The following is a 23,987-nucleotide window of genomic DNA, read 5'->3' as shown; positions in this document are numbered from 1 at the left end:
TTTACAATTTGATGAAGAGAATGATAAAATATGACAAAAGGTCAAAGAAGGTCAAAGGAGTGGTCTGATGAAATTGGATCAAATGACTTACAGCGTACAGGATGCATTTGCTGGTGGAAAAGAGCTCGCAGTAAATAGTAAGCACTCTTCCATTGATGTAGAACATGTTTTCAGTGCATTGCTGAATAACGATTTTGCAGGACGTCTGCTGAGTGGTATTCATCTTGATCCGGCGGATGTAAAGCAAACCTTATCTGACAGAATGGCTTCTTTTCCAACCATACACTCAGAAGGATATGACCCTGTTTTTACAGGGGATGTAGGTGCCTGGCTTCAGAGGTCAGAAGCGTTCATGAAGGAATATAAAGATGAGTTCCTGTCAATTGAACATTTAATGCTCGGTTTAATGAAAATGACGCATTTGGAGATTGTGAAATATCTTTTAAAACACAGCGAAGGACCTGACCGTTTAAAGCAGGTGATCGATGACATCAGAGGGGGAAGAAGAGTGACATCTCAAAATCCTGAAGTAGCATATGAAGCGCTATCGAAGTATGGGCGTGATTTAGTAGAAGAAGTAAAAAAAGGCAAAATGGATCCGGTAATCGGCCGTGATGCTGAGATCCGTCATGTAATCAGAATTCTATCCAGAAAGACAAAGAACAACCCTGTGCTGATTGGAGAGCCCGGCGTTGGAAAAACAGCGATTGTTGAAGGACTGGCCCAGCGGATTGTCAGAAAGGACGTGCCGGAGGGGCTGAAAGACAAAATCGTATTTGAACTTGATATGAGTGCGCTTGTAGCGGGTGCGAAGTTCAGAGGAGAATTCGAAGAAAGACTCAAAGCTGTTTTAGCTGAAGTAAAAAACAGTGACGGTCAGATCATCTTATTTATTGATGAGCTGCATACGATTGTTGGAGCAGGAAAAACAGAAGGTGCGATGGATGCAGGGAATATGCTGAAGCCGATGCTTGCAAGAGGGGAAATTCACTGTATAGGCGCAACCACGTTAAATGAACACCGTCAGTATATTGAGAAAGATCCCGCACTAGAACGCAGATTTCAGCAGGTAATGGTCCAGGAACCTGACGAGGATGATACAGTATCAATCCTTCGCGGGCTGAAAGAGCGTTTTGAGCTTCACCACGGGGTAAGAATTCATGACAGTGCGATTGTTGCAGCAGCAAAGCTGTCTGAACGCTACATCACAGACCGTTTTCTTCCTGATAAAGCGATTGATTTAATTGATGAAGCCTGCGCAATGATTCGTACTGAGATTGACTCAATGCCACAGGAATTAGATGAAGCATTCCGCAGAGTGATGCAGCTTGAGATTGAAGAAGAGGCGCTTGCAAAAGAAAAAGATCCTGCGAGTATTGAACGTCTCAAAAAGCTTCGTCTGGAGCTTGCTGAACTTAAGGAACAGGCAGAGGTCATGAAAGCTAAATGGGAAAGTGAGAAACAATCTCTTGTCATTATTCAGGAGAAAAAAGAAGAGCTCGATAAACTGCGCCGGGAGCTTGAAGAAGCTGAAAACAACTATGACCTTTCAAAAGCAGCGGAACTGAAGCATGGACATATTCCAAAGCTTGAAAAAGAGATTACTGCGCTTGAAGTTGAAAATGAACAAACGCGCGATGAAAACCGTCTGCTGAGAGAGGAAGTATCAGAAGAAGAAATTGCTTCGATCGTGGCAAGATGGACTGGAATACCGGTCAACAGATTAATAGAAGAAGAGCGTCAAAAGCTGTTAAGACTTGAAGATACGCTCAAGGAACGAGTGATCGGTCAGCAGGCAGCAGTGGTTGCAGTAAGCGAAGCGGTATTGAGAGCCCGTGCCGGTATCAAAGACCCTGACCGTCCGATTGGTTCATTTATCTTCCTTGGGCCAACCGGGGTAGGGAAGACAGAGCTTGCGAAGTCACTTGCATTCACCCTTTTTGACAGTGAAGATCAGATGATCCGGATTGATATGTCTGAATACATGGAAAAGCATGCTGTCTCAAGGCTGATTGGTGCACCTCCTGGTTATATCGGGTATGAAGAAGGCGGACAGCTCACTGAAGCAGTCAGAAGAAAGCCGTATTCAGTCATTCTTCTTGATGAAATTGAAAAAGCGCATCCGGAAGTTTTTAATATCCTGCTGCAGATGCTTGATGAAGGGCGGATTACCGATTCAAAAGGCAGAACTGTAGATTTTAAAAATACGATCATTATTATGACGTCAAATATCGGATCAAGTCATTTATTGGAGCAATCCGGGGATATTGAACAGGCAAGAGAACTTGTCATGGGGGATCTTCACCGTCACTTCAGACCGGAGCTGTTAAACCGGATGGATGATATCGTCCTGTTTAACCCGCTGACAGAGGAGCACATGAAGGGTATTGTCTATAAGATGATTGAGGAGCTGCAGGAGCGTTTGGCCGAACAGCACATTACAGTCGAACTGTCTGATGATACAGTCAGCTATATTGCAAAAACAGCCTATAATCCATCCTTTGGTGCACGGCCGCTGAAGCGCTACATTCAAAAGGAAATTGAAACACTGCTTGCAAAAGAACTGCTAAAAGGAAATGTGCAATCGCATAGTCACATTCTGATTGAGCGCGAAGAGGAACAGTACAGAATTGTAAATAAATAAAAAATCATGATCCCTTTATCCGGGGATCATGATTTTTTAGTGATGCTCAGCAGGCTGAGGTTTTGGAATGATTGTACCAAGTACAAATAATAGTACAGTTACGATCAAAGCGATGATGTTAGCCGTCATAAACTCATAAGGAACGCCATTCATTGAGCTGACAACATAAGCCATCATGTGCGTTAAAAGAAAAGTCCAGAATAATGTCATGAAATATGCCAAAGGATTCACCTCATTTCGAAAAAATACATCGCTTTCATTTTAGCACAGTTTTTTCGAAAAGAAATGTCGAATCAATGAATTCATTATGAAATTCAGTTATGATAGTAAATGTATAAAGGATTAAAGAGGAGAGATACAAATGGCAAACGATAAAACAATGGAATTTATGCAGATTGCAATGAAATACCTGCCTGAAGCAAAAGCGAAAATGGATGAAGCAGGCATCGAAGTCTCAGTAGAATCCCTTCAGCCATTCATGTCAATCTTTGCAAAAGCAATGAACGACGCCTACGAACTTGGCAAAGCAGACGCAGAGAAGTAATTTAGAGTGAATCTCAATAAAGAAGTTGGACATAATAATCTGTTTTTTAGATTTAACAGTATGTTGACTGAAATCTAAGTGTAGCGGAGCATAAGGCGGCGACTCCGGGACGAATAGAGGGAAGCTGAGACAATTAATTGTCCCGGCTTCTTTTTATTTTACATAACCATCAGTCTATCCTTCAGTTGAAAAGAATAGCATAATCATATATGATTAGTACCAACTCATAATATATGATCATATCGCTTGATAAAACATTAGAAAGAAGGAAGATATATGCGTGCAGGTGCTTTAGGGGTAGGGCGTTACTTACCTGAAAAAGTCGTAACAAACTTAGACTTGGAAAAACAAATGGATACGTCTGATGAATGGATCCGCACTCGTACAGGTATTGAAGAGCGCCGGATTGCTGCCGATGACGTTGATACATCAGATATGGCCTACGAGGCAGCATTAAAAGCAATTGAAGACGCAGGTACAAAAGCAGAGGATCTGGATATGATTCTGGTCGCTACAGTAACACCGGACAGACCATTTCCTTCAGTCGCGACAATTCTACAGGAAAAGCTTGGGGCTAAAAAAGCTTCAGCAATGGATCTTTCAGCAGCATGTGCCGGTTTTATGTATGGCATGGTAACAGCAAAGCAGTTTATTGAAAATGCAGGTTATCAGCAGGTCCTTGTAGTTGGTGTAGAAAAGCTAAGTAAAATAACCAACTGGGATGACCGGAATACAGCTGTATTGTTCGGAGATGGTGCCGGGGCGATGGTCCTGGGACCGGTTGATGATTCAAAAGGAATTCTTTCATTTGAGCTTGGGTCTGATGGTTCAGGCGGTAAGCATCTTTATCAGGCTGAAGATGGAATCTATATGAACGGACGCGAAGTATTCAAATTTGCGGTTCGTCAAATGGGTGAATCGAGTATCAATGTGCTTGAAAAAGCAGGACTGACGAAAGAAGATGTAAATTATCTGATCCCGCACCAGGCAAATATCAGAATTATGGAAGCATCAAGACAGAGACTTGAATTACCAATAGAAAAGATGTCTATGACTGTAAATAAATATGGCAACACCTCAGCTGCATCCATTCCAATCTCATTAATAGAAGATCTGGAAGCAGGCAAAATTAAAGACGGTGACCTGCTGGTAATGGTTGGATTCGGTGGAGGACTGACATGGGGCGCAATTGCAATGCGCTGGGGAAAATAAACTTAATCATTGATCTAATAGAAGTAGGAGATGACAAAGATGACAAAAAGACGTGTTGTAGTAACTGGTCTCGGGATGGTTTCTCCATTAGGAAACGATGTAGAAACAACCTGGAATAATATTGTGGCTGGACAGTCAGGTATTGGCGAACTGACAAGGCTGAATCAGGAAGATTTTCCTGCAAAAGCTGTAGCTGAATTAAAAGACTTCAATATTGAAGATCATATTGAAAGAAAAGAAGCACGTAAAATGGACCGCTTTACCCAGTATGCAATTGTTGCTTCACGTGAAGCTGTTAAAGATTCATCACTGGATATTGCTTCAAATGCTGAACGGATCGGCGTTTGGATTGGAAGCGGAATTGGCGGAATGGAGACGTTTGAGAAGCAATTCGAAACATTTCAAAAAAGAGGTTACAAGCGGGTAAGTCCGTTTTTTGTTCCAATGATGATTCCGGATATGGCTGCAGGGCAGGTTTCGATTGACCTTGGCGCAAAAGGGATGAACTCCTGCACAGTTACGGCATGTGCAAGTGGAACAAACTCAATCGGTGATGCATTCAAAGTGATTCAGCGTGGAGATGCTGATGCAATGATTACGGGGGGTTCAGAAGCACCAATCTCACAAATGGCAATGGCAGGATTTGTTGCAAATACTGCATTGACACTGAATGATGATGTGACAAAAGCCAGCCGGCCGTTTGATAAAAACAGAGATGGCTTTGTCATGGGAGAAGGAGCAGGGATTCTTGTATTAGAAGAACTTGAACATGCTCTTGCCCGCGGAGCAAAGATTTATGCTGAAATTACAGGCTACGGTTCTACTGGCGATGCATATCACATTACAGCACCGGCTCCTGGTGGAGAAGGCGGCGTCCGTGCAATGAGACAATCACTGGAAGATGCAGGAATGAAGCCTGAAGAGATCGGATATATTAATGCTCACGGAACAAGTACACCATATAATGATAAATATGAAACAATGGCCATTAAGGAAGTTTTTGGAGAACATGCATATAAGCTTGCAGTCAGTTCGACAAAATCCATGACAGGTCACTTACTTGGTGCAGCTGGCGGAGTGGAAGCGATATTCACTGTTCTTGCATTGAAGAATAGTATCCTTCCTCCAACGATTAACCTTGAAGAAGCTGACCCGGAATGCGATCTGGACTATATTCCTAATGAAGCACGTAAGCAGGAGATACAGGCAGCAGTCAGTAATTCCCTGGGATTCGGCGGTCATAATGCAACAATTGTATTTAAAACCTATCAATAAGAAAAGTATACAAAGGCAGGGTTTGCGTCATGCAGCCCTGTTTTTTTATATGTATATGAATGAATATTCATGCACCTTATTGTAATATAATTCATTTTACCTATTAAAGTATATTGAATAATAAAGTATTGTAAATATTACATCCTTAATTCGAGTGTGAAAATATTTTTAAAATTTTTTTATTTCGACAAAACCCTTTAAAATCAACGGTTCTAGGATGGTGTGGGGGGGTAATTTCAAAGAATTAGAAAAAACAAGTTGAAATTGTAATCTATCTGTAATAGTATTTTATACAAATAATATAAATTGATTGAAAATAAGAAATATTAGAGGTGTTCAAATGGTTAGAAAAACGGCAGGACAGAATGAGACACCACTTTTAGAGATCAAGGAGCTTCAGACAGGATTTAAAATAGGCAAAAACTATTATAATGCTGTTGAAAAAGTTTCCTTGAAGGTCGACAGAAGAAAAATTGTCGGAATAGTCGGAGAATCCGGCTGTGGTAAAAGTGTAATGTCACTGTCAGTAATGCAGCTTCTTCCTCAGGGAATCGGTAAGATCAGAGGAGGAGAAATCAAATTCGAAGGCAGAAACCTTGAAAACTTATCAGAACGCGAGATGAATAAAATTCGCGGTAAAGATATCTCGATGATTTTCCAGGAACCAATGACTGCTCTTAACCCGGTATTTACAATCGGTTATCAAATAGAAGAAGTGCTTCTCAATCATGAAAAGATTGATAAAAAGGAAGCCAGAAAGAAAAGTATTGCACTTTTAAAGAGTGTTGGGATTCCAAGACCTGAAAGTATAGTAGAAGAATACCCGCACCAGCTGTCAGGTGGTATGAGACAGCGTGTGATGATCGCAATGGCAATTGCCTGTCAGCCAAAGCTGCTGATTGCCGATGAGCCGACTACTGCACTTGATGTAACTGTTCAGGCTCAGATCCTTGAACTGTTGAAGGATATTCAGGAAGTAAACGACATGGCTATTATCATGATTACGCATGACCTGGGCGTCGTCTCGGAAATCTGTGACGAGGTCATTGTTATGTACGCAGGAAAAATAGTAGAAAGAACAGATGTCATCGAACTATTTGAAAATCCTAAGCATCCTTATACACAGTTATTAATGCATGCGATTCCGAAAATGGATGAAGAAGTAGAAACGCTCGCTACAATAGACGGTCTTGTACCTTCTATTCAGAAAATGCCTCAGACAGGATGCAGATTTGCTAACAGATGTCCAAAAGCAATGCCTGAGTGTACAAAGATTACACCTCTGCTGGCTGAAGATGAGCCGGGTCATGAAGTAGCCTGCATTTTATATGAGAACAGCAAACAGCCTGAAGGGGTGGGTGAAAGATGAATATGACAGAAACGAGAGAGACAGCCGCTCAACCGCCTAAAACTGATAAAGAAGTGCTGCTCGATATACAGAACCTGAAAACTTACTATCCAATCAAAGGCGGGTTTCTAAAAAGAACGATCGGAAACGTTAAAGCCGTAGATGATATCAATATTCAGATCAAAAAAGGTGAAACGATGGGTCTAGTAGGAGAATCAGGCTGTGGTAAATCAACAACCGGCCGTACAATCCTGAGACTGCTTACACCGACATCCGGAAAAATTCTTTTTGACGGAAAAGATATTACGAAAATTAAAGGAGGCGCCCTCAGAAGAGCAAGACAGGATTTCCAGATGGTTTTCCAGGATCCATACGCTTCTCTGAACCCGACACAAAGTGTAGGGGACATCGTTTCCGAACCGATTCGTAATTACCGCAAAGTCAGTAAAAAAGAATTAAAGTCTGAAGTCATCGAATTGTTAAGACGTGTAGGTCTTCCACCTGAAGCATATGACAAATATGCGCATGAGTTCTCAGGCGGACAGCGTCAGCGTATCGGGATTGCAAGAGCACTGGCACTTAAACCAAAACTGATTGTAGCCGATGAGCCTGTATCTGCACTTGATGTATCTGTTCAGTCACAGGTATTAAACCTGCTGAAGGAACTCCAGGATGAATTTGATCTTACTTACTTATTTATTGCCCATGACCTTAGTGTTGTTAAACATATGAGTGACAGAATCGGGGTTATGTATCTTGGCAATATGGTAGAAGTGGCAGATAACAAGAGCTTATACGCTGAGCCGCTTCATCCATATACCCAGGCATTGATTTCAGCTATTCCGGAGACGGATCCTAAAAAGCGTAAAGAACGTATTGTGCTTCAGGGTGACGTACCATCTCCTGCAAATCCGCCTTCAGGCTGCCCGTTCCATACGCGCTGTCCGATGGCAAAAGCAGAGTGTGCTGAAATTAAGCCAACTTTAAAGGAGGTGAAACCTGGTCATCAAGTAGCATGCATTCTTTACTAAGAAATTAAACCAATTTGGGGGGAACAAAATGAAAAAGAAGTCACTATTGCTGATGCTTACTCTTCTTCTAGTACTATCTGCATTTTTAGCAGCGTGTAGTTCAGATGACAGTTCAAGCGAACCGGCAGACACAGACACTGAAACAGAAGAAGGTACAGACAGTGAAAACGCTGAAGGCGAAGAAGCTACCGGCGAACCACAACAGGGGGGAACTCTTACATATGGTATAGACTCTCCACCGGAAGGCCTTTTTAACTGGGCATTCTACGGAATCGTAACGGATTCTTACATCCTTGAATTATTTGACGAGAGTCTGATTCAGTATGATGAAAATCTTGCTCCACAGCCAAATATCGCTAGCTGGGAAACAGAAGATAACAAAACTTTCACGTTCACTTTTGAAGAAGGTGTAATGTGGCACGATGGTGTTGAACTGACAGTACATGACTGGGTATTCGCACTTGAAACAATTGCAAACCCTGACTATGATGGTTCTCGTTATGCAAACGTACAGACAATTGAAGGTGCACCTGCTTTCCGTGATGGAGAAGCAGACAGCATTTCTGGTCTTAACGTAATTGACGATTACACACTTGAAATCACTTTTGACGAAGCGCGTATTAACAACCTTGTAAATGTATGGGCATACCCAATGAGCCGTGCGCAATTTGAAGGTATCCCTGTAGCTGAAATGTCAGCTTCTGAGCAGGTTCGTACGAAGCCTGTAGGTCTTGGACCATTTAAAGTTGACAGCATCACTCCTGGTGAAGCTGTTGTAATGACAAAGTTCGAAGATTACTGGAAGGGTGAACCAAACCTTGACGGAATCAACGTTCAGGTTATTGATAACACTACTACAGTAGGTGCACTTGGAAATGGCGATATCGACATGATGTCACTACAGCCTGTAAACGCTGCTGAAGTAGAAGAACTTGATAATGTTGAAGTTGTAACTTACCCAGGTCTTTCTTACTACTACATTGGATTTAAGCTTGGTACATTCAATGCTGAAACAAATGAAATTGTTGAAGACAAAGACAAGTATGCGGATGTGAATCTGCGTAAAGCAATGGCACACGCAATTGACCGTGAATCTTGGATCGATGCATTCTTCTTCGGTTACGGTTCACCAGTAAATGGTCCTGTACCATCAAACCACTGGATTGCTGCAGACCCTGCAGACCTTCCAACTTATGAGTATGATCCTGAAAAAGCAAAAGAACTTCTTGCTGAAGCTGGATACGAAGATACAAATGGGGATGGATTTGTAGAAGATCCAGACGGTGAAGAATTTGTTGCTAAGTTCTCTCATTATGATACTGGTAACCCGACATTTGAAACGCGTGCTCAGGCAATCGTTCAATTCTGGGAAGCTGTAGGAATCAAGACAGAACTTGAAATGTCTGAAGTTAACCTTTACTACGAAGACATCGAAACAGATGCTGACTCTATTGAAACATTCTTCGGTGGCTGGGGAACTGGCGCTGACCCGGATCCAACTGCACTATGGGGATCTGATCAGATCTGGAACTACCCTCGTTACAAGAACGAAGAGTCTGACAAGCTTCTTGCTGACGCTCTAAACCTTGACATTGTTGGTGAAGACCAGCAGGCTCGTAAAGACATCTATGTTGAATGGCAGAAGATGATTGCTGAAGATCTTCCAATGATCTTCATCGCTGAACTTGAGGAAATTACTGCTCTTAGCAACCGAGTACAAGGTGTAGAGTACGACGTTTCTGGTCAAAACAGCCCACACGAGTGGTATATCGCTGAATAATTATTTGCAGTAAAGCTTGATAAGGAGAGTATCTATGTTAAAGTATACAATTCGCCGTATTCTCGGCATGATTCCAATGCTTCTCCTTATCTCCTTCGTAGTGTTTCTCCTGGCGAAAGCAATGCCGGGAGATTCGCTAAGCGGGGAGATTGATCCGAATAACACTGACCCACAGTACATAGAAGAAATGCGTGAAAGACTCGGCTACAATGATCCGATTCCGGTACAGTATTTCAGATGGGTTGGCGGATTTATAGAAGGTGATTTTGGAAAATCAACACGATATAAAGTACCTGTAGCCGACTTAGTAGCAGAAAGACTTCCTAACACGATATTCTTAGGTGTTACATCACTTGTAATTACGTATATTTTAGCCTTTGCAATGGGGATATATGCAGGAAGAAAACCTTATACATTTGGTGATAATATTATCGGCGGACTCAATTATCTAGGTCTTGCCATACCTTCATTCATCGCCGCTGTATTTGCTATTTATTTCTTCTCCTTCAACCTTGGCTGGATCCCTTATTCAGGCTCAGTCGATCCAACCCTGCAGCCCGGAACCTTTGATTACTGGTTAAGCAGAATTCACCATGTAATTATGCCGGCGATTGTTTTAGGAGCATTAGCGACTGCAAGTTATACGCAGTTCTTACGAAATGACATTATTGAAAACAGCAGAAAAGATTTTGTGCGTACAGCTCGTGCAAAAGGAACACCAACATCAAAGATCTATAATGTTCATATCATGCGTAACTCGATTATCCCGCTTATTACATTTCTTGGCTTTGATATTGCAACACTCATTAGTGGTGCAATTATCACGGAAACGATCTTCACTTATCCGGGAATCGGCCAGCTTTTCCTGAACTCAGTGACAAACCGTGATTACCCGACACTGATGATTATTACAATGATGCTTTCAGCTCTGACGTTAATTGGAAATCTGATTGCTGATATTTTGTATGGTGTTGTTGATCCAAGAATCCGTCTGGATTGATAAAGGAGGAATTATTCAATGGTCAATGTAACAGCAGATTCAAACAAGTCACAGGAAAAAACCATTAATATGTCTCCTTGGGCAATCGCCAGACGTAAGTTTTTAAGGAACAAACTTGCTATGACAAGCAGTTTTTTCCTGCTGACAGTAATTATCGTTTCATTTCTAGCACCTTATATCACAACAGCTGATATTACAAAGGTTAATATTATGCAAATGACACTAGAACCAAGCAGTGAACACTGGCTTGGAACTGATAAATCCGGTCGTGATGTCTTTACTCGCCTATTATACGGTGGACGAGTATCACTGATTGTCGGGATGTCATGTACATTGCTGGTTGTATTGTTTGGAACAATTGTAGGATCAATTGCAGGGTTTTACGGCGGATTTGTTGATTCAGCATTAATGCGTTTCACGGATTTTGTTCTTAACTTCCCATTCCTTGTATTCGTAATTGTACTTGGTGCAATCCTGCGTGGTTATGTGGATGGTCTGACAATCCTGATTGTCGTAATCAGTATACTAAGCTGGGGAGGCGTGGCCCGTATCGTTAGAAGTAAAATTCTTGCCGAGAAGGAAAACGAATATATCCTTGCTGCAGTATCTATTGGATGTAAACCATCTAAAGTAATCATTAAACACCTGTTGCCAAACGTATTATCAACGATTATCGTTCAATCTACGATTTTATTTGCAACGCTGATCGTTGCTGAGTCAGGCCTGAGTTATTTAGGATTTGGTGTACCTGCGACAATTCCAAGCTGGGGGAACATGCTTTCCGCTTCACAGGAATCAGATGTACTGGCAAATAAGCCATGGATCTGGATGCCGCCAGCCATTATTCTGACTGTAACAATCCTGTCTATCAACTTTATCGGTGAAGGACTGAAGGATGCATTTAACCCTAAGTCTAACCGTTAACAAAGTGAGCACCTCTTAAAAAGAGGTGCTTTTTCATTTCCTGGGAAATGTTTAGCTGATTTGCTGCATAAGCTGATACGGGGTGCTTAATTTGGTCAGGTTTCTCATTTATATCGCCGGCTTTACGTTACTTAGTACTGGATTTTTACATAGTATCATTTTTTTGAACTTAATCCCGTCAGGAAATAGTTCCATTGAATACATAAAATATCTCTTCAGTCATACTGAGACATACGGAATTCCTGCAGGTGCATGTCTGATTCATTTATCAACATTAAAAAAATCCGGCAGTCGCCGGATTTAATCTTATTTTTTCTTGCGTTTTCTGCCAAGACCCATTGCTGTTTCCATTTTCTTAACCATTTTTCCTGCAGTAAAGTTTGCTTTTTCTGCTCCAAGATCAAGAATCTCATCCAGCTCTTCAGAATCCATCAGTTCATAATAACGGTCCTGAATCGGCTTAATGTGTTCCACAACAATTTCAGCCAGCTCAGATTTAAAGTCACCGTAGCCCTTGCCTTCATATGCATCTTCAATTTCAGTAATTGTCTTATCAGTCAGAATTGAATAGATTGAAATCAGGTTTGAAATACCCGGTTTTTCTTCTTTGTTGTATTTCACAATACCTTCAGAGTCAGTTACTGCGCTCTTAATCTTTTTAACAATCTGTGATGGCTCATCAAGCATTGAAATAAATCCTTTTTTATTTGCATCAGATTTACTCATTTTCTTTAACGGGTCCTGCAGGGACATAATTCTTGCACCTGTTTTAGGGATTCTGACTTCAGGAACCGTGAAAATATCATTATATTTTCTGTTGAAGCGTTCTGCTAAATCCCTTGTCAGTTCAAGATGCTGCTTTTGATCTTCGCCAACTGGTACAAGGTCTGTTTTATAAAGCAGAATATCTGCAGCCATCAATGGTGGATATGTTAATAAACCGGCAGATACGCCATCTTTTCCTGAAGATTTATCCTTAAACTGCGTCATTCTTTCAAGCTCACCGATATAAGAGACACACTGCAGCATCCAACCCGCCTGTGCATGGGCCGGGACCTCTGACTGAATGAATAGTGTAACCTTTGCAGGATCAAGCCCCACCGCAATGTACATCGCAGCCAGACTCTTAATGTTTTTTCTTAGTTCCAGACGATCCTGCGGCATTGTAATCGCATGCTGATCCACTACGCAGAAATAACAGTTATAATCATCCTGCAGATCAACAAACTGTCTCATCGCCCCAATATAATTACCAAGTGTAATGGTTCCGCTTGGCTGAATACCTGAAAATATTGTCTTCATTTAAATTTCCTCCCTTGATTGGTCAACACAAAAAATCCGTCCCTTCCTATTAACGCCGGTTAATAGGAAGGGACGGATTTTCCGCGGTGCCACCCTTATTGCAGTCATACTGCCACTTAACGCTCATAACGCTGAGCAATACGCCTGAAGCTACTGAAGTTTCACCGCAGGGGCTCAAAAGTCCATTCACTGATGCTGAATATCTGCTTGCACCACCCGCAGACTCTCTATGATTCATCACAGCAGCTACTATTCTTTATCAAAGCCTTTTTCTGAATATGATACTGTATATTATAAGCTACTTTCGTAAAAGGAATCAATCATTTTTATCATCCGTTTAGTTTATGAATGATAAACAGAAAAAATATGTTATTTCAGAAATTATTAACAAAATAATTCAATATGACGTTTCTTTTACTAATATTACTTGTTAGAATTAAAAAGTACATAAAAATGAGTTGGTAGGAGAGGTAAACGTGTCATTGAAATACATCGCAACTTCTGCAAGCGCTGCAATTTTAGCTTTTACAGTATTCAGTACTGATGTGAATGCAGAAGCACATGAACAACATCAAATTAGAGAAATGATTGAACTTCAAAAAAATTTCCCGGAATCTATGCCAAGGTTTGTCTATGACTCAGGATTATCTTTTGAATACCCGGATGCTGTCAGAGGAATTTATGTGACAGGACATTCTGCAGGTGGAGAAAGATTTCAGACTTTATTGGATTTAATGGACAATACAGATCTGAATGCAATGGTCGTGGATGTTAAAGAAGATCATGGTTATTTAACATATCTTCCTGAAGAAGATTCGTCGTTTAAGGATATAGGTCAACCGTACATAAAAGATATGCGTGAGATGCTTGAAACGCTAGAAGAACATGAAGTTTATCCGATTGCACGTGTAGTCGTATTTAAAGACTCGGTTCTCGCTGAAAAAAGACCTGATCTGTCTTTCCAGGAGAATGGACAGGTATGGGCGAATGGTCGCGGCGAATCATTTGTTAACCCTTTTATGAAAGAAGTATGGGATTATAATGTAGAAATTGCGATTGAAGCTGCGAAAATGGGCTTTAAGGAAATTCAGTTTGATTACGTCAGATTTCCTGAAGGCTTTGAAACCCGCGATGATACCTTAGTGTATGGTACAGGAGATTATGTGGATGATGGCAATGATGACACGAATGAAAGAGTTGACGCAGTAACTGACTTTGTAGAATATGCTTCTGAACAGCTTGAGCCTTATGATGTTGATGTCTCTGTTGACATTTTCGGTTATTCTGCAACCTTACCTGAAGCACCGGGAATTGGTCAGAACTTTAACCGTATTTCTGAGCACGTAGATGTCATTTCTTCAATGATCTATCCGAGTCACTGGACATCATATTTTGGAATTGATAAACCGGACCTTGAGCCATATAACTTAATTTCAGAATATGCAAAAGTTGAAAATGCCAAACTTGGCGAACTTGAAAATCCTCCGACTTCAAGACCGTGGATTCAGGACTTTACTGCATCTTACTTAGGCGCAGGAAATTATCTGGTTTATGGGCCTGATGAAGTCAAAGCTCAAATTGATGCACTATACGATAACGGCATCAATGAGTTCCTTTTATGGAATGCAGGCAATACGTATACAGGTGGAGTAGATTACTTGCCATAAACAGCGCAGACAGACAACTGAGAAACCGGCACAAATAAGCGTGCCGGTTTTTTATTTTTAGCTCTGATACAGTCAATTGTTGTTTCTGCACTGCTGGTGACAAAAGTGGAAGGGGCGGGCTCGCAGTAAGGGACGTGAGGCCATGGCGAAGCCTGTGGACTCAAGGGCAGGATGAATAAGCTGTCTTCTAACAGAAAGCTCTCCCCTGAAGCGGAGATTAACAGCCAACTATAACGAAGCCATAAAAAGAAGAAAATTGGTTTTAATTCTGTAAAACAGGGAATAGTATAAAAGTTAAAATACCCTCATATATTCACCCCATTACCACTCATTTTCAAAACTTCAAAATCCGAAAGGGGATCTACTATGCACTGGTATGAAAAATTAAAGGATTATTTTCCTGTTGAGGAAATGAAATCACGGGAACATATGGAAACGCTTTTAAAAGAAAGAAGTGACATTTATTATAAAGATGAAGGTCCAAAGCATGTACTGATGTATGTGGAAACAAAGGATTTTCTTTTTATTGATTATCTGTTTGTCTCAAGCAGCGCCAGAGGAGAAGGACTTGGCGGGAAGCTGATTCAGAAATTAAAAGATAAAAATAAGCCGATTATTCTTGAAGTTGAACCGGTTGATTATGAAGATACCGATACTGAAAAACGTCTGAGGTTTTATAAGAGAGCGGGTTTTCAGCATGCGACCTCAATTGGTTATAACCGGAGATCACTGGCAACCAATGAGATTAACTCGATGGAAATTTTATATTGGGCGCCTGGAGATGAAAGTGAAGAAGTCATTTATGAAGGAATGAAGAAAACATATAAAGATATTCACACATATAAAGATAAAACGTTCTATGGTGATGAATATGAACCGGTTGATCAGGTGTTGAAAAATGACCGGGAAGATGCAGAAGATGTGCTAAAGGAAATTTGATATTTTCAATTAAATAATTTTAAATGAGAATGGGTAGAACGAATTGCTTAATATATGTTTAACTTATCGATATAGGGGAATAACTATATTAAGGTTGTATTATATAAGGCTTTATCACATTTATATGACAATTTCGTTAAGGCTCTATTCAAAACTTACTTATTTGTGTATAATGAATTCAAGATATCTTTTTAAAACGATTTTAATCTGGGAATTAATCGTAGAAGATATTGAAGGATAAAACTTTTTAAATTGAGGGAGTGTGAATGGTTCATGGTAACTTTGTTCACTTCACCTAGCTGTACATCATGCAGGAAAGCTAAAGCCTGGTTGGAAGAACATGAGATTCCATATACAGAAAGAAACATCTTCTCTGAACCGCTAAGTATTGAGGAAATCAAAGAAGTGCTTCGAATGACTGAAGATGGAACAGATGAGATCATTTCTACAAGATCTAAAATCTTTCAAAAATTGAATGTCGATTTAGAATCTCTGCCATTGCAGGATCTATTCGAACTGATCCAGGAAAATCCGGGGTTATTGAGACGTCCGATTATTATGGACGAGAAACGTCTGCAGGTTGGTTATAATGAAGACGAAATCCGCAGATTCCTGCCAAGAAAAGTACGTACATTCCAGCTTCTTGAAGCGCAAAAAATGGTAAATTAACATTAGTTTCACCAGATAAAAAAGACTTGTCCCATTTTAGTAATAGGACAAGTCTTTTTGTATAAATACAATTGTGATTTGTTATCATTGCCTATTACTTTTTAAGGGTTTTGGACCGTTAATTAACCAGATATACAACAGCAATGAAAGACTCTTCACAATGAGCTGACCGTAACAATTTGTACTAATTCAACCTACAGTTAAGTTTGCAATTCAATAAGCTTCACTGCTTGAAATAATTGATGGAATAGTCTACACTCAAGTGACAATCCTTTAAATAATTAGACGCCATATAATTTCCCTTTATGGCAGAATTATCATACAATATAAGAGTAGAAAGATCACCCTATTCTTTGAGTCCGATTGTACTACCTATGACTAGGGGGGAGATTCCCTTCATCCAACACATAGGAAGGGAGAGTTGAAAGATGGAAATTGAACGCATTAATGATCATACTGTAAAATTCTATATTTCTTATGGAGATATTGAAGACAGAGGGTTTGACAGAGAAGAAATCTGGTACAACCGTGATAAAAGTGAAGAACTCTTCTGGGAAATGATGGATGAGGTTCATCAGGAAGAAGACTTTACTGTTGAAGGTCCGCTTTGGATTCAGGTACAGGCGTTAGAGAAAGGCCTGGAAATTCTGGTTACAAAAGCACAGGTAACGAAGGATGGACAGAAATTTGAACTGCCGATGCAGGATGACAAAAACGGTGCCGGATTATCTAACCAGATTGAAGATTATCTTGATCAGCACTTTGATATGGAAGATGAGCAGCAGGATGAACTGGAGATGAAGCTTGTCATGCGTTTTCAGGATTTTGAAGATGTCATTGCCCTATCAAAGAGATTTGAATCAGAAGAACGCCTCATCACAAAGCTATTCTCGTATGAAAATCATTACTTTATGTATGTCGAGTTTCCTGAAAATCAGTTTGAAGAAGATGATTTTGAAAATATCTCAAGCCTTTTATATGAATACGGTAAGGAATCAAATGTTACTGTACACCGGCTTGAAGAGTATGGCAAAGTCATTATGAACGATCAGGTTTTTAACCAGATCGTTGAATACTTCGGCTAAAAAGATGACACTGTACTGCCCGCTTTATCACCTTTAAAGCAGCAGTACAGTTTTTTAAATTGAATTAATCAAAGGAGGAAAGACATGCTCATAGCTGAAACAATGCTTGGAAAGCCAATTTCTTTATACCTCGCACAGCATAATAGCCCCTTCATTAACCTTCTGCGAAAGCAGCAGCTCAGATGCCCATCCTGCAAATCCACCGTACTCGTAAAATCCGGACAAAAAGTGATTCCTCATTTTGCACATAAGTCTAAAGCTGCATGCAGCGGATTTTCAGAAAACGAATCTATTTTTCATTTATATGCAAAAACTGAATTAAATCGATGGTTGTCATTCCAGTCTTTGCACACAGAACTCGAAAAAACATATCCTCAAATTAATCGAAGAGCCGATATCAGTGTGAAATTGAAAAGTAATGAATACGCAGTTGAGTTTCAATGTTCACCAATTTCATCAGAACTACAGCATGCCCGATCATCAGACTATAGACAAATCGGTGTCATTCCTTTCTGGATCCTGCCAGCCGAATTGGTTAAAAAAGAAAAATTGATCAAGCTGACTGCATTTTATCAGCAATTTATCCGTTATTCACAAACCGCTAACCAGTTTTACCTCATCACATACTCCCCTGAAAAACAGTCATTTACGATCTATCATCATTTAATGCCTCTCAGTAAAACGTTTTTTTGTACAGACTATACGACCTACCCACAGAAAACAGTTCATTTTCCTTCATTCCCTGTATCCTCTTTCAAGATGACAGAGCAAACCTATCAGTTGCAGATTAAAATGAATGAAAAATGGCTGATCAATATATTTAAATACAGAAAGAGTGTCAGAGATCCACTTCTGAGAAAATTATACGAAAACAATCTATCATTATTTGAAGTACCGGTATGGGTGGGGCTTCCATTGAAAAGCAATATATATTTTGCTGATTCTCCGATGGAGTGGCAGTTTTATTTGTATCTGAAAATCAAAAAGAGTAAAGTGTTTGCTCAGCAACAGCTGGTTTATGAATTAAAGCAGCTTATTTATAAAAGAGTTTTAACTGTTAGAAGACTGATGGAACCTGCACCTTTTAATTTTGTAGAGATAGCCGTAGAGGAGATGCTTCACTTGCTTTTACAGTGTCATGTCATTCAAAAGGAAGGCAATAGATTCAGCGTTCATTCAACAGAAACCGGAAGAGAAATCGATGCACAGAACAGAAAAGAGCATATTGAAGTTTTTTATCGAAAAATGAAAGTAAAAATCATCCAAGAATATAATAGAAGATAGTTGCAAGTTATTTTAAAAAGAGAGAAAATAAAGAAAGTTCGAGTAATGAAATGATAGGGGGAGCAATATGTCTAGTCAAGCAGTAAAAAAATTAAAAGAAAGAAACGAAGTACCTGAAGAACTGACATGGAATTTAGAAGCCATCTTTGCAACAGATGAAGAGTGGCATCAGGAATATAAAGAGGTTCTGGAAGAATCTAAAAAGGCTGAGGGGGTTCAGGGTACGCTCGGCAACAGTGCAGATACATTTTACAAAGCACTTACTTTTCAGGATGCTGTGATGGAACGTCTGGAAAGACTATATACATATTCACATATGCGTCATGACCAGGATACGGGCAATTCAACTTATCAGGGAATGGATGACCGCGCAAAAAACCTTGTATCTCAGGTAAGCAGTGCTTTTGCTTTTATGCTTCCGGAAATTTTATCAATTGAGGAAGAGAAAATCCGCGGATTTCTTGAAGAAAAGCCTGAACTTGAAACGTACAGACATTCATTAGAGGTGCTCAATGCACAGAGACCTCATGTCTTAACAGCTGAAATGGAGGGCTTATTAGCTGAGGCATCTGAAGTGTTGAATGGATCTGCAAATACTTTTGGTACATTAAATAATGCAGATTTAACTTTCCCAACCATTAAAGATGAAAACGGAGAAGAGGTTGAAGTCACTCATGGAAGGTTTATTAATTTCCTTGAGAGTGGAGATCAGCGTGTTAGACGCGATGCATTTAAAGCTGTATACGAAACATACGGGAAATTCCGTAATACATTTGCTTCAACACTGGGCGGACAGGTGAAGAAAGATAATTTTACAGCAAGAATCAGAAAATACCGTTCTGCAAGACATGCTGCTTTATCAAATAACAGCATTCCAGAGGATGTATATGAGAACCTGACCGGGACAATTAATAAAAACCTTCATCTGCTGCACCGCTACGTGAAGCTGCGTAAGAAGGTGCTTGGACTTGAAGAGCTTCATATGTATGACCTGTATACACCACTTGTCAAAGATGCTGCGATGAAAGTGTCATATGATGAAGCGAAGAAGCTGATGACAGATGGATTACAGCCGCTTGGAGCAGAATACCTGAGTGTGGTTGAAGAGGGGCTCTCGAACCGCTGGGTAGACGTTGAAGAGAACAAAGGAAAAAGAAGCGGCGCTTATTCATCAGGTGCGTTCGGAACAAATCCTTACATTTTGATGAACTGGCAGGATAACGTCAATAATCTGTTTACGCTTGCGCACGAATTCGGTCACAGTGTTCACAGTTATTACTCACGATCAAACCAGCCTTATCACGACAGCGGGTACTCTATCTTTGTTGCAGAAGTCGCATCAACCTGTAATGAAGCCCTCTTGAATGACCACCTGCTTGCAACGATTGATGATGAGAAGAAACGCCTTTATATTCTGAATCACTTCCTTGAAGGCTTCAGAGGAACAGTATTCAGACAAACAATGTTTGCTGAGTTTGAACATAAAATTCATCAGATGGTGCAGGAAGGTGAAGCACTGACTGCAGATACCCTGACGAAGGAATACTATGAGCTGAATAAAAAGTACTTTGGAGACGACCTGGTGGTAGATGAAGAAATTGGCCTTGAGTGGGCAAGAATTCCACACTTCTACTACAATTATTATGTATACCAGTATGCAACAGGTTATAGTGCTGCAACTGCACTCAGTAAGAAAATTCTTGATGAAGGCGAACCGGCTGTAGAAAAGTATATCAACGAATTCCTGAAAGCCGGAAGCTCTGATTATCCGATTGAAGTACTGAAGAAAGCAGGAGTGGATATGACAACTGCCCAGCCAATTGAAGAAGCCTGCAAAGTTTTCGAAGAAAAACTGAACGAAATGGAAGCATTGCTTGAACGTATGAATTAAAGATTCAGGAAGTACTATATTAAAATTAAACTTATTAACTTACAGAAATAATTAAATAGATGATGAAATCTTAGTGTAGCGTAAGGCGGCTTGCGGGAAGCGTCCTCCTGAAGAGCAGCGAAACGCTTAACAGAGCCCGGAACTTGTATCGGGCTCTGTTTATTTTGGAATTTTACCTCCTAAACCTTCTCGGCTGATAAAACGTCCACAAAAACACTGTGATCGTTGTAAACAATATAAGGGAAGATAAAGTAACAGGATAGATCTCGAGCAGTGCAAACAAATGATAAATAAAAGCAGATGGGATTAAAAAAATCAGTAAAATGAATCTGAATAACTTCATATCAGAATCCTCCTGCTAATAAATATATGAACTTCCCGCAAAATTAAAACCTATTGACTTGTCACACTTGTAAATACATGATAAGATAATGGTGTGAAATTGATCACATACAAACATATACCCCTTTGTTTGACCGTGAAAAATTTCTCCCATCCCCTTTGTTCGTAAGAAAAGGCCCTCACATTTGTGAGGGCCTTTTCGTTATGAATATTAAAAGATATAACGCCAAAAAGTTCCGTTTACTGCATCAATTTTTTCGATCTTCTTATCAAACATCAGCTTTTTCAATTTCTTTTCAGCTTCTTTCATGGAAATGTTATAAACTTCAGCCACTTCGACCGTAGCTGCAATTTTAAACCTCATTAAAAATTCCTCTACAGTTGGAAGGTGCTTTTTAACTGGTGGTACCTCAAGCATCTGTTCAACAATCTGGGAATAGATTTCGTAAGGATATAACCCATCTACTTTAATTCCTTCATCCTCAATATTCTCATTAAAGAAAACTAAAGTAGGTGTACTATGAACTTCCATTTCACTTGCTATTTTCACATCGCATTGAAATGCTTTTGAAGCTGTCGCTGAATGCATATCGTGAGTGAACTCTTCAAGGTCCAGCCGTGACTTTTCAGCGCATTGCAGCAGCACGTCATAATCAGATATATTTTTTTGTTCAACAAACAGCTGTTCCTGAATGGATCTTAAAAATCTGCTGCCAGCTTTTTTCCCCTGCATTTCTGCTGCCTTGACTGCAACTGATGCAAGAAAGGGGGACTCTACAGGATTTTTAAGCCATTGATTGCCATCACATGGCATGCCGGATTTTTTGGCCGTATCATTCCATAACTTTGCGAGTTCCTTACGCTGCTTTTCAGTCTGGCAGTTCAGCGTATCCAGACTGCTGCTTAAGATGTGTTTAATTCGCAGGTATGGCTCATATTCAAGTAACAGCTTTTTAATTTTAGGTTCAAGTGCCCAGCAATCTGAACTGAGCGGATCGATAAATAGATAAATTTCCAAAGGCTTTTGGTCCTGGTTATACCAGCTTGCATCTGTCCATTTTTTTGCGCTCACCATTGATCACCTTCATGTTCAGGCGTGTTCACCATATGCTTCGCTGTAAGCGACAGACGATAATACAGCGCCTCTCTGAATTCTCCCTCAATGCCTGTTTCATCCATAGCGTCACTCATACAGCTTAACCATGCATCAGCCCGGGTTGGTGTAATTTCGTGGGGAAGGTGTCTTGCTCTCAGCATCGGATGACCGTGTTCTTCCGTGTATAGCTGAGGTCCTCCAAGGTACTGTGTCAAAAACTGCTTTTGTTTTCTTGCCGTTTCAGTAAGATCATCAGGAAAAATTAGTTTTAGTTCAGGATGATTGCCAACTCTGGTATAAAAAGCGTTAATGAGTTCAGTTAGCTTAGCTTCACCAATGTAATCGTATGGCGTTCTATTCTGTTCAGTCATAAAAAAACCCCTTTACGCCCGTAGTTCGAATGTATAACTATTGTAGCAACCACCCCTTCTTTTCTCAAATAGTTCGCTTGAGGACAAATTGAAAAAGCTGGGACATAGGAAATGTCTCAGCTTTTTTAATCGTTTCAGATTAAAGCTTTCCGGCCTGGAGTTCCGAAACTCCTGAGGCAAAGCCTTGCTGGGCCAAAGCTCTCAAGCTTTTGGTCCCGGAGTCGCCAACTTACTTAGCGGGTGATATAAAATTCTATGCTCCTGTCATTTTTATCAAATGATACAGGCTGTTAAGACAAATATGTATCCATCACTTTTCTCACATAATTGGTAGTTTCTTTAAATGGAGGAATCCCGTTATATTTATCTACATTCCCTGGCCCGGCATTATAGGCAGCAAGCGCCAGCTTTGGATCCTGATTATATTTGTTCAGCATGTCCCGGAGATATTTCACACCTGCATTTACGTTTTCAGCAGGGTCAAAGATATTCTTTACACCAAGCCATTTTGCAGTGCCTGGCATCAGCTGCATTAGGCCAGAAGCACCAGCATGACTGACTGCATCTGGATTATAGTTCGATTCGTGCTGAATCACAGATCTTACTAGTTTTTCCGGAACCTGATACTGTTCAGCAGCAGTCTTTATAATCTGATCCAGCGGTTGCGGGTTCTTCGATTTTATGTGAATCGCCTGAGCCGTTGTTTCGATTGGTGACTGGATATTAGGAATCTGCGTGCTCAGAGCGTTTTGCAGTTTGTGCTGCTCAACCAGACTGGCAACAGAACCGAGCAGGTTTGGGTTCACATCCATACTTTGCTGCATCAGCTGGAAAAAGTTCTGACTGCTTTTTTCCGGGTTCTCAGATCCAAGTGTGCGCATCGCCTGCATTTCCATCAGCTTATTAAGTGAATCAATATTCATACTTTTCCTCCTTCAGGATTCTGCATGAAACGGGCTTTATAAAACCGTTTTATTTTATTATCGGTTTCTCTGACTGGAATTTTGTAGGACGTTAGTAATGAGAGGAAATTTTCTTTGCCTTCATCATGTGAAGCGACTTCATATTCCAGTTCATAATCTTCATGACCAAGATAAACGCTATGGTCGAGCACTAACAGTCCATCTTTATAGTTCTTTTCTGTACGGTTTGTTTCGAGCGAGCCGAAGTGGACAATGTCCTGAGGAGGTATATTCAGTAACTCCAGTAAGTCCGAGATCTCTCCGCCAATCAGTCCTCCGCCGGATAGCATATCTTCCAGGTCTATTTTAGTGACCGGCTGATGAGTTTCCAATACCCCGTCTTCAACAGGCTGCTTTAAAGTTAAAGTCAGTTTGCCGGATTTTTCACGAATACGCAATGCTGAATGAGCATCCTTCAGGTGAAAAAGAGGCGTATCAAAATAATGATTAATCTGCTTGACCGGCTCATCCATTTCAAAATCCTCGTAAAGCTTGATATATTCACTTTTTGTAAGCAGATTTTTAAATTCTATTTCGAGTTCCTGCAAAGTAAACGCTCCCTTTCGTTAATACTTATATTATGGAGTGTTTACACTGAAACTTCAATGGGAAGGTGAAAGC

23 protein-coding genes and 1 other annotated feature are annotated in these 23,987 nt (G+C 40.3%); of the genes, 16 read left to right on the top strand and 7 right to left on the bottom strand.

Annotated elements, in window-relative coordinates; all coding sequences use genetic code 11:
- The first annotated feature begins 67 nt into the window (after positions 1–67).
- Positions 68–2,644: an ATP-dependent chaperone ClpB gene (gene clpB, locus UFB30_RS12295; RefSeq protein ID WP_322421993.1), complete on the top strand. Its 2,577-nt coding sequence runs from the start codon at positions 68–70 to the stop codon at positions 2,642–2,644.
- Between the two features lie 36 nt (positions 2,645–2,680).
- On the opposite strand, the gene UFB30_RS12290 is transcribed toward clpB, so the two are convergent.
- The gene (locus tag UFB30_RS12290; protein ID WP_435390886.1) at positions 2,681–2,866 is read right to left on the bottom strand and encodes a YjzD family protein; all 186 of its coding nucleotides are present in this window, start codon (positions 2,864–2,866) and stop codon (positions 2,681–2,683) included.
- 139 nt (positions 2,867–3,005) lie between these two features.
- Here UFB30_RS12290 and UFB30_RS12285 point away from each other — a divergent pair, with 139 nt between their 5' ends.
- From UFB30_RS12285 to UFB30_RS16655, 9 genes are all read left to right on the top strand, one after another.
- Positions 3,006–3,188, top strand: a complete 183-nt coding sequence (locus tag UFB30_RS12285) for a ComZ family protein (protein WP_322421991.1) — start codon at positions 3,006–3,008, stop codon at positions 3,186–3,188.
- A gap of 276 nt (positions 3,189–3,464) precedes the next feature.
- Entirely contained in the window at positions 3,465–4,400 is a 936-nt protein-coding gene (locus tag UFB30_RS12280) for a beta-ketoacyl-ACP synthase III (RefSeq protein WP_322421990.1), read from the top strand.
- A 39-nt stretch (positions 4,401–4,439) separates the two neighbouring features.
- A complete protein-coding gene (gene fabF, locus UFB30_RS12275; RefSeq protein WP_322421989.1) occupies positions 4,440–5,675 on the top strand; it encodes a beta-ketoacyl-ACP synthase II in 1,236 nt (411 codons plus the stop codon).
- Between the two features lie 340 nt (positions 5,676–6,015).
- Positions 6,016–7,044, top strand: coding sequence for an ABC transporter ATP-binding protein (locus tag UFB30_RS12270; RefSeq protein ID WP_322421988.1), 1,029 nt, complete (start codon positions 6,016–6,018; stop codon positions 7,042–7,044).
- Positions 7,045–7,046: 2 nt separating this feature from the next.
- The gene (locus tag UFB30_RS12265) at positions 7,047–8,054 is read left to right on the top strand and encodes an ABC transporter ATP-binding protein (RefSeq protein WP_322422111.1); all 1,008 of its coding nucleotides are present in this window, start codon (positions 7,047–7,049) and stop codon (positions 8,052–8,054) included.
- 28 nt (positions 8,055–8,082) lie between these two features.
- A complete protein-coding gene (opp4A, locus tag UFB30_RS12260) occupies positions 8,083–9,834 on the top strand; it encodes an oligopeptide ABC transporter substrate-binding protein (protein WP_322421987.1) in 1,752 nt (583 codons plus the stop codon).
- Between the two features lie 34 nt (positions 9,835–9,868).
- The gene (gene opp4B / locus UFB30_RS12255) at positions 9,869–10,834 is read left to right on the top strand and encodes an oligopeptide ABC transporter permease (RefSeq protein WP_322421986.1); all 966 of its coding nucleotides are present in this window, start codon (positions 9,869–9,871) and stop codon (positions 10,832–10,834) included.
- An 18-nt stretch (positions 10,835–10,852) separates the two neighbouring features.
- Positions 10,853–11,758 (top strand): oligopeptide ABC transporter permease, encoded by a 906-nt coding sequence (opp4C, locus tag UFB30_RS12250; protein ID WP_322421985.1) that lies wholly within the window; start codon positions 10,853–10,855, stop codon positions 11,756–11,758.
- A gap of 82 nt (positions 11,759–11,840) precedes the next feature.
- On the top strand, positions 11,841–12,062 hold the full coding sequence (locus UFB30_RS16655; RefSeq protein ID WP_494337696.1) for a YuzI family membrane protein: 222 nt from the start codon (positions 11,841–11,843) through the stop codon (positions 12,060–12,062).
- 2 nt (positions 12,063–12,064) lie between these two features.
- Here the strand turns inward: UFB30_RS16655 and trpS are convergent, their stop codons facing one another.
- Positions 12,065–13,060 (bottom strand): tryptophan--tRNA ligase, encoded by a 996-nt coding sequence (gene trpS / locus UFB30_RS12245; protein ID WP_322421984.1) that lies wholly within the window; start codon positions 13,058–13,060, stop codon positions 12,065–12,067.
- A 65-nt stretch (positions 13,061–13,125) separates the two neighbouring features.
- Positions 13,126–13,332 (bottom strand) — a binding site (T-box leader).
- Between the two features lie 210 nt (positions 13,333–13,542).
- On the opposite strand from trpS, the gene UFB30_RS12240 reads away from it, so the two are divergent.
- The 6 genes from UFB30_RS12240 to pepF all read left to right on the top strand — a co-directional run bounded on the left by UFB30_RS12240 (position 13,543) and on the right by pepF (position 20,595).
- Positions 13,543–14,727 carry a putative glycoside hydrolase gene (locus UFB30_RS12240; protein WP_435390891.1) on the top strand — a complete coding sequence of 395 codons (1,185 nt, stop codon included), beginning with the start codon at positions 13,543–13,545 and terminating at the stop codon, positions 14,725–14,727.
- Between the two features lie 366 nt (positions 14,728–15,093).
- A complete protein-coding gene (locus UFB30_RS12235) occupies positions 15,094–15,666 on the top strand; it encodes a GNAT family N-acetyltransferase (RefSeq protein ID WP_322421982.1) in 573 nt (190 codons plus the stop codon).
- A 273-nt stretch (positions 15,667–15,939) separates the two neighbouring features.
- Positions 15,940–16,335 carry a transcriptional regulator SpxA gene (gene spxA / locus UFB30_RS12230; RefSeq protein ID WP_039808451.1) on the top strand — a complete coding sequence of 132 codons (396 nt, stop codon included), beginning with the start codon at positions 15,940–15,942 and terminating at the stop codon, positions 16,333–16,335.
- Between the two features lie 428 nt (positions 16,336–16,763).
- Positions 16,764–17,420 carry an adaptor protein MecA gene (gene mecA / locus UFB30_RS12225; RefSeq protein ID WP_322421981.1) on the top strand — a complete coding sequence of 219 codons (657 nt, stop codon included), beginning with the start codon at positions 16,764–16,766 and terminating at the stop codon, positions 17,418–17,420.
- 84 nt (positions 17,421–17,504) lie between these two features.
- The gene (locus UFB30_RS12220) at positions 17,505–18,704 is read left to right on the top strand and encodes a competence protein CoiA family protein (RefSeq protein WP_322421980.1); all 1,200 of its coding nucleotides are present in this window, start codon (positions 17,505–17,507) and stop codon (positions 18,702–18,704) included.
- Between the two features lie 67 nt (positions 18,705–18,771).
- A complete protein-coding gene (gene pepF, locus UFB30_RS12215; RefSeq protein WP_322421979.1) occupies positions 18,772–20,595 on the top strand; it encodes an oligoendopeptidase F in 1,824 nt (607 codons plus the stop codon).
- A gap of 172 nt (positions 20,596–20,767) precedes the next feature.
- Here the strand turns inward: pepF and UFB30_RS12210 are convergent, their stop codons facing one another.
- From UFB30_RS12210 to UFB30_RS12190, 5 genes are all read right to left on the bottom strand, one after another.
- Positions 20,768–20,938, bottom strand: a complete 171-nt coding sequence (locus UFB30_RS12210) for a hypothetical protein (RefSeq protein WP_322421978.1) — start codon at positions 20,936–20,938, stop codon at positions 20,768–20,770.
- 210 nt (positions 20,939–21,148) lie between these two features.
- Positions 21,149–22,009 (bottom strand): ClpXP adapter SpxH family protein, encoded by an 861-nt coding sequence (locus tag UFB30_RS12205; protein WP_322421977.1) that lies wholly within the window; start codon positions 22,007–22,009, stop codon positions 21,149–21,151.
- Positions 22,006–22,404 (bottom strand): globin domain-containing protein, encoded by a 399-nt coding sequence (locus UFB30_RS12200; RefSeq protein ID WP_322421976.1) that lies wholly within the window; start codon positions 22,402–22,404, stop codon positions 22,006–22,008. The genes UFB30_RS12205 and UFB30_RS12200 overlap by 4 nt, the downstream gene beginning before the upstream one ends.
- Before the next feature lie 290 nt (positions 22,405–22,694).
- Positions 22,695–23,327, bottom strand: coding sequence for a lytic transglycosylase domain-containing protein (locus UFB30_RS12195; RefSeq protein ID WP_322421975.1), 633 nt, complete (start codon positions 23,325–23,327; stop codon positions 22,695–22,697).
- Positions 23,324–23,914 carry a CYTH domain-containing protein gene (locus tag UFB30_RS12190; protein ID WP_322421974.1) on the bottom strand — a complete coding sequence of 197 codons (591 nt, stop codon included), beginning with the start codon at positions 23,912–23,914 and terminating at the stop codon, positions 23,324–23,326. Before UFB30_RS12190 ends, UFB30_RS12195 begins: the two co-directional genes overlap by 4 nt.
- Between the last annotated feature and the right edge of the window lie 73 nt (positions 23,915–23,987).

The sequence above is a fragment of the Jeotgalibacillus haloalkalitolerans genome (assembly GCF_034427455.1).
Classification (GTDB): Bacteria; Bacillota; Bacilli; order Bacillales; family Jeotgalibacillaceae; genus Jeotgalibacillus; species Jeotgalibacillus haloalkalitolerans.
Note: the sequence above shows the minus strand (reverse complement) of the source record. Positions and strands in the feature narration are given on the sequence as shown.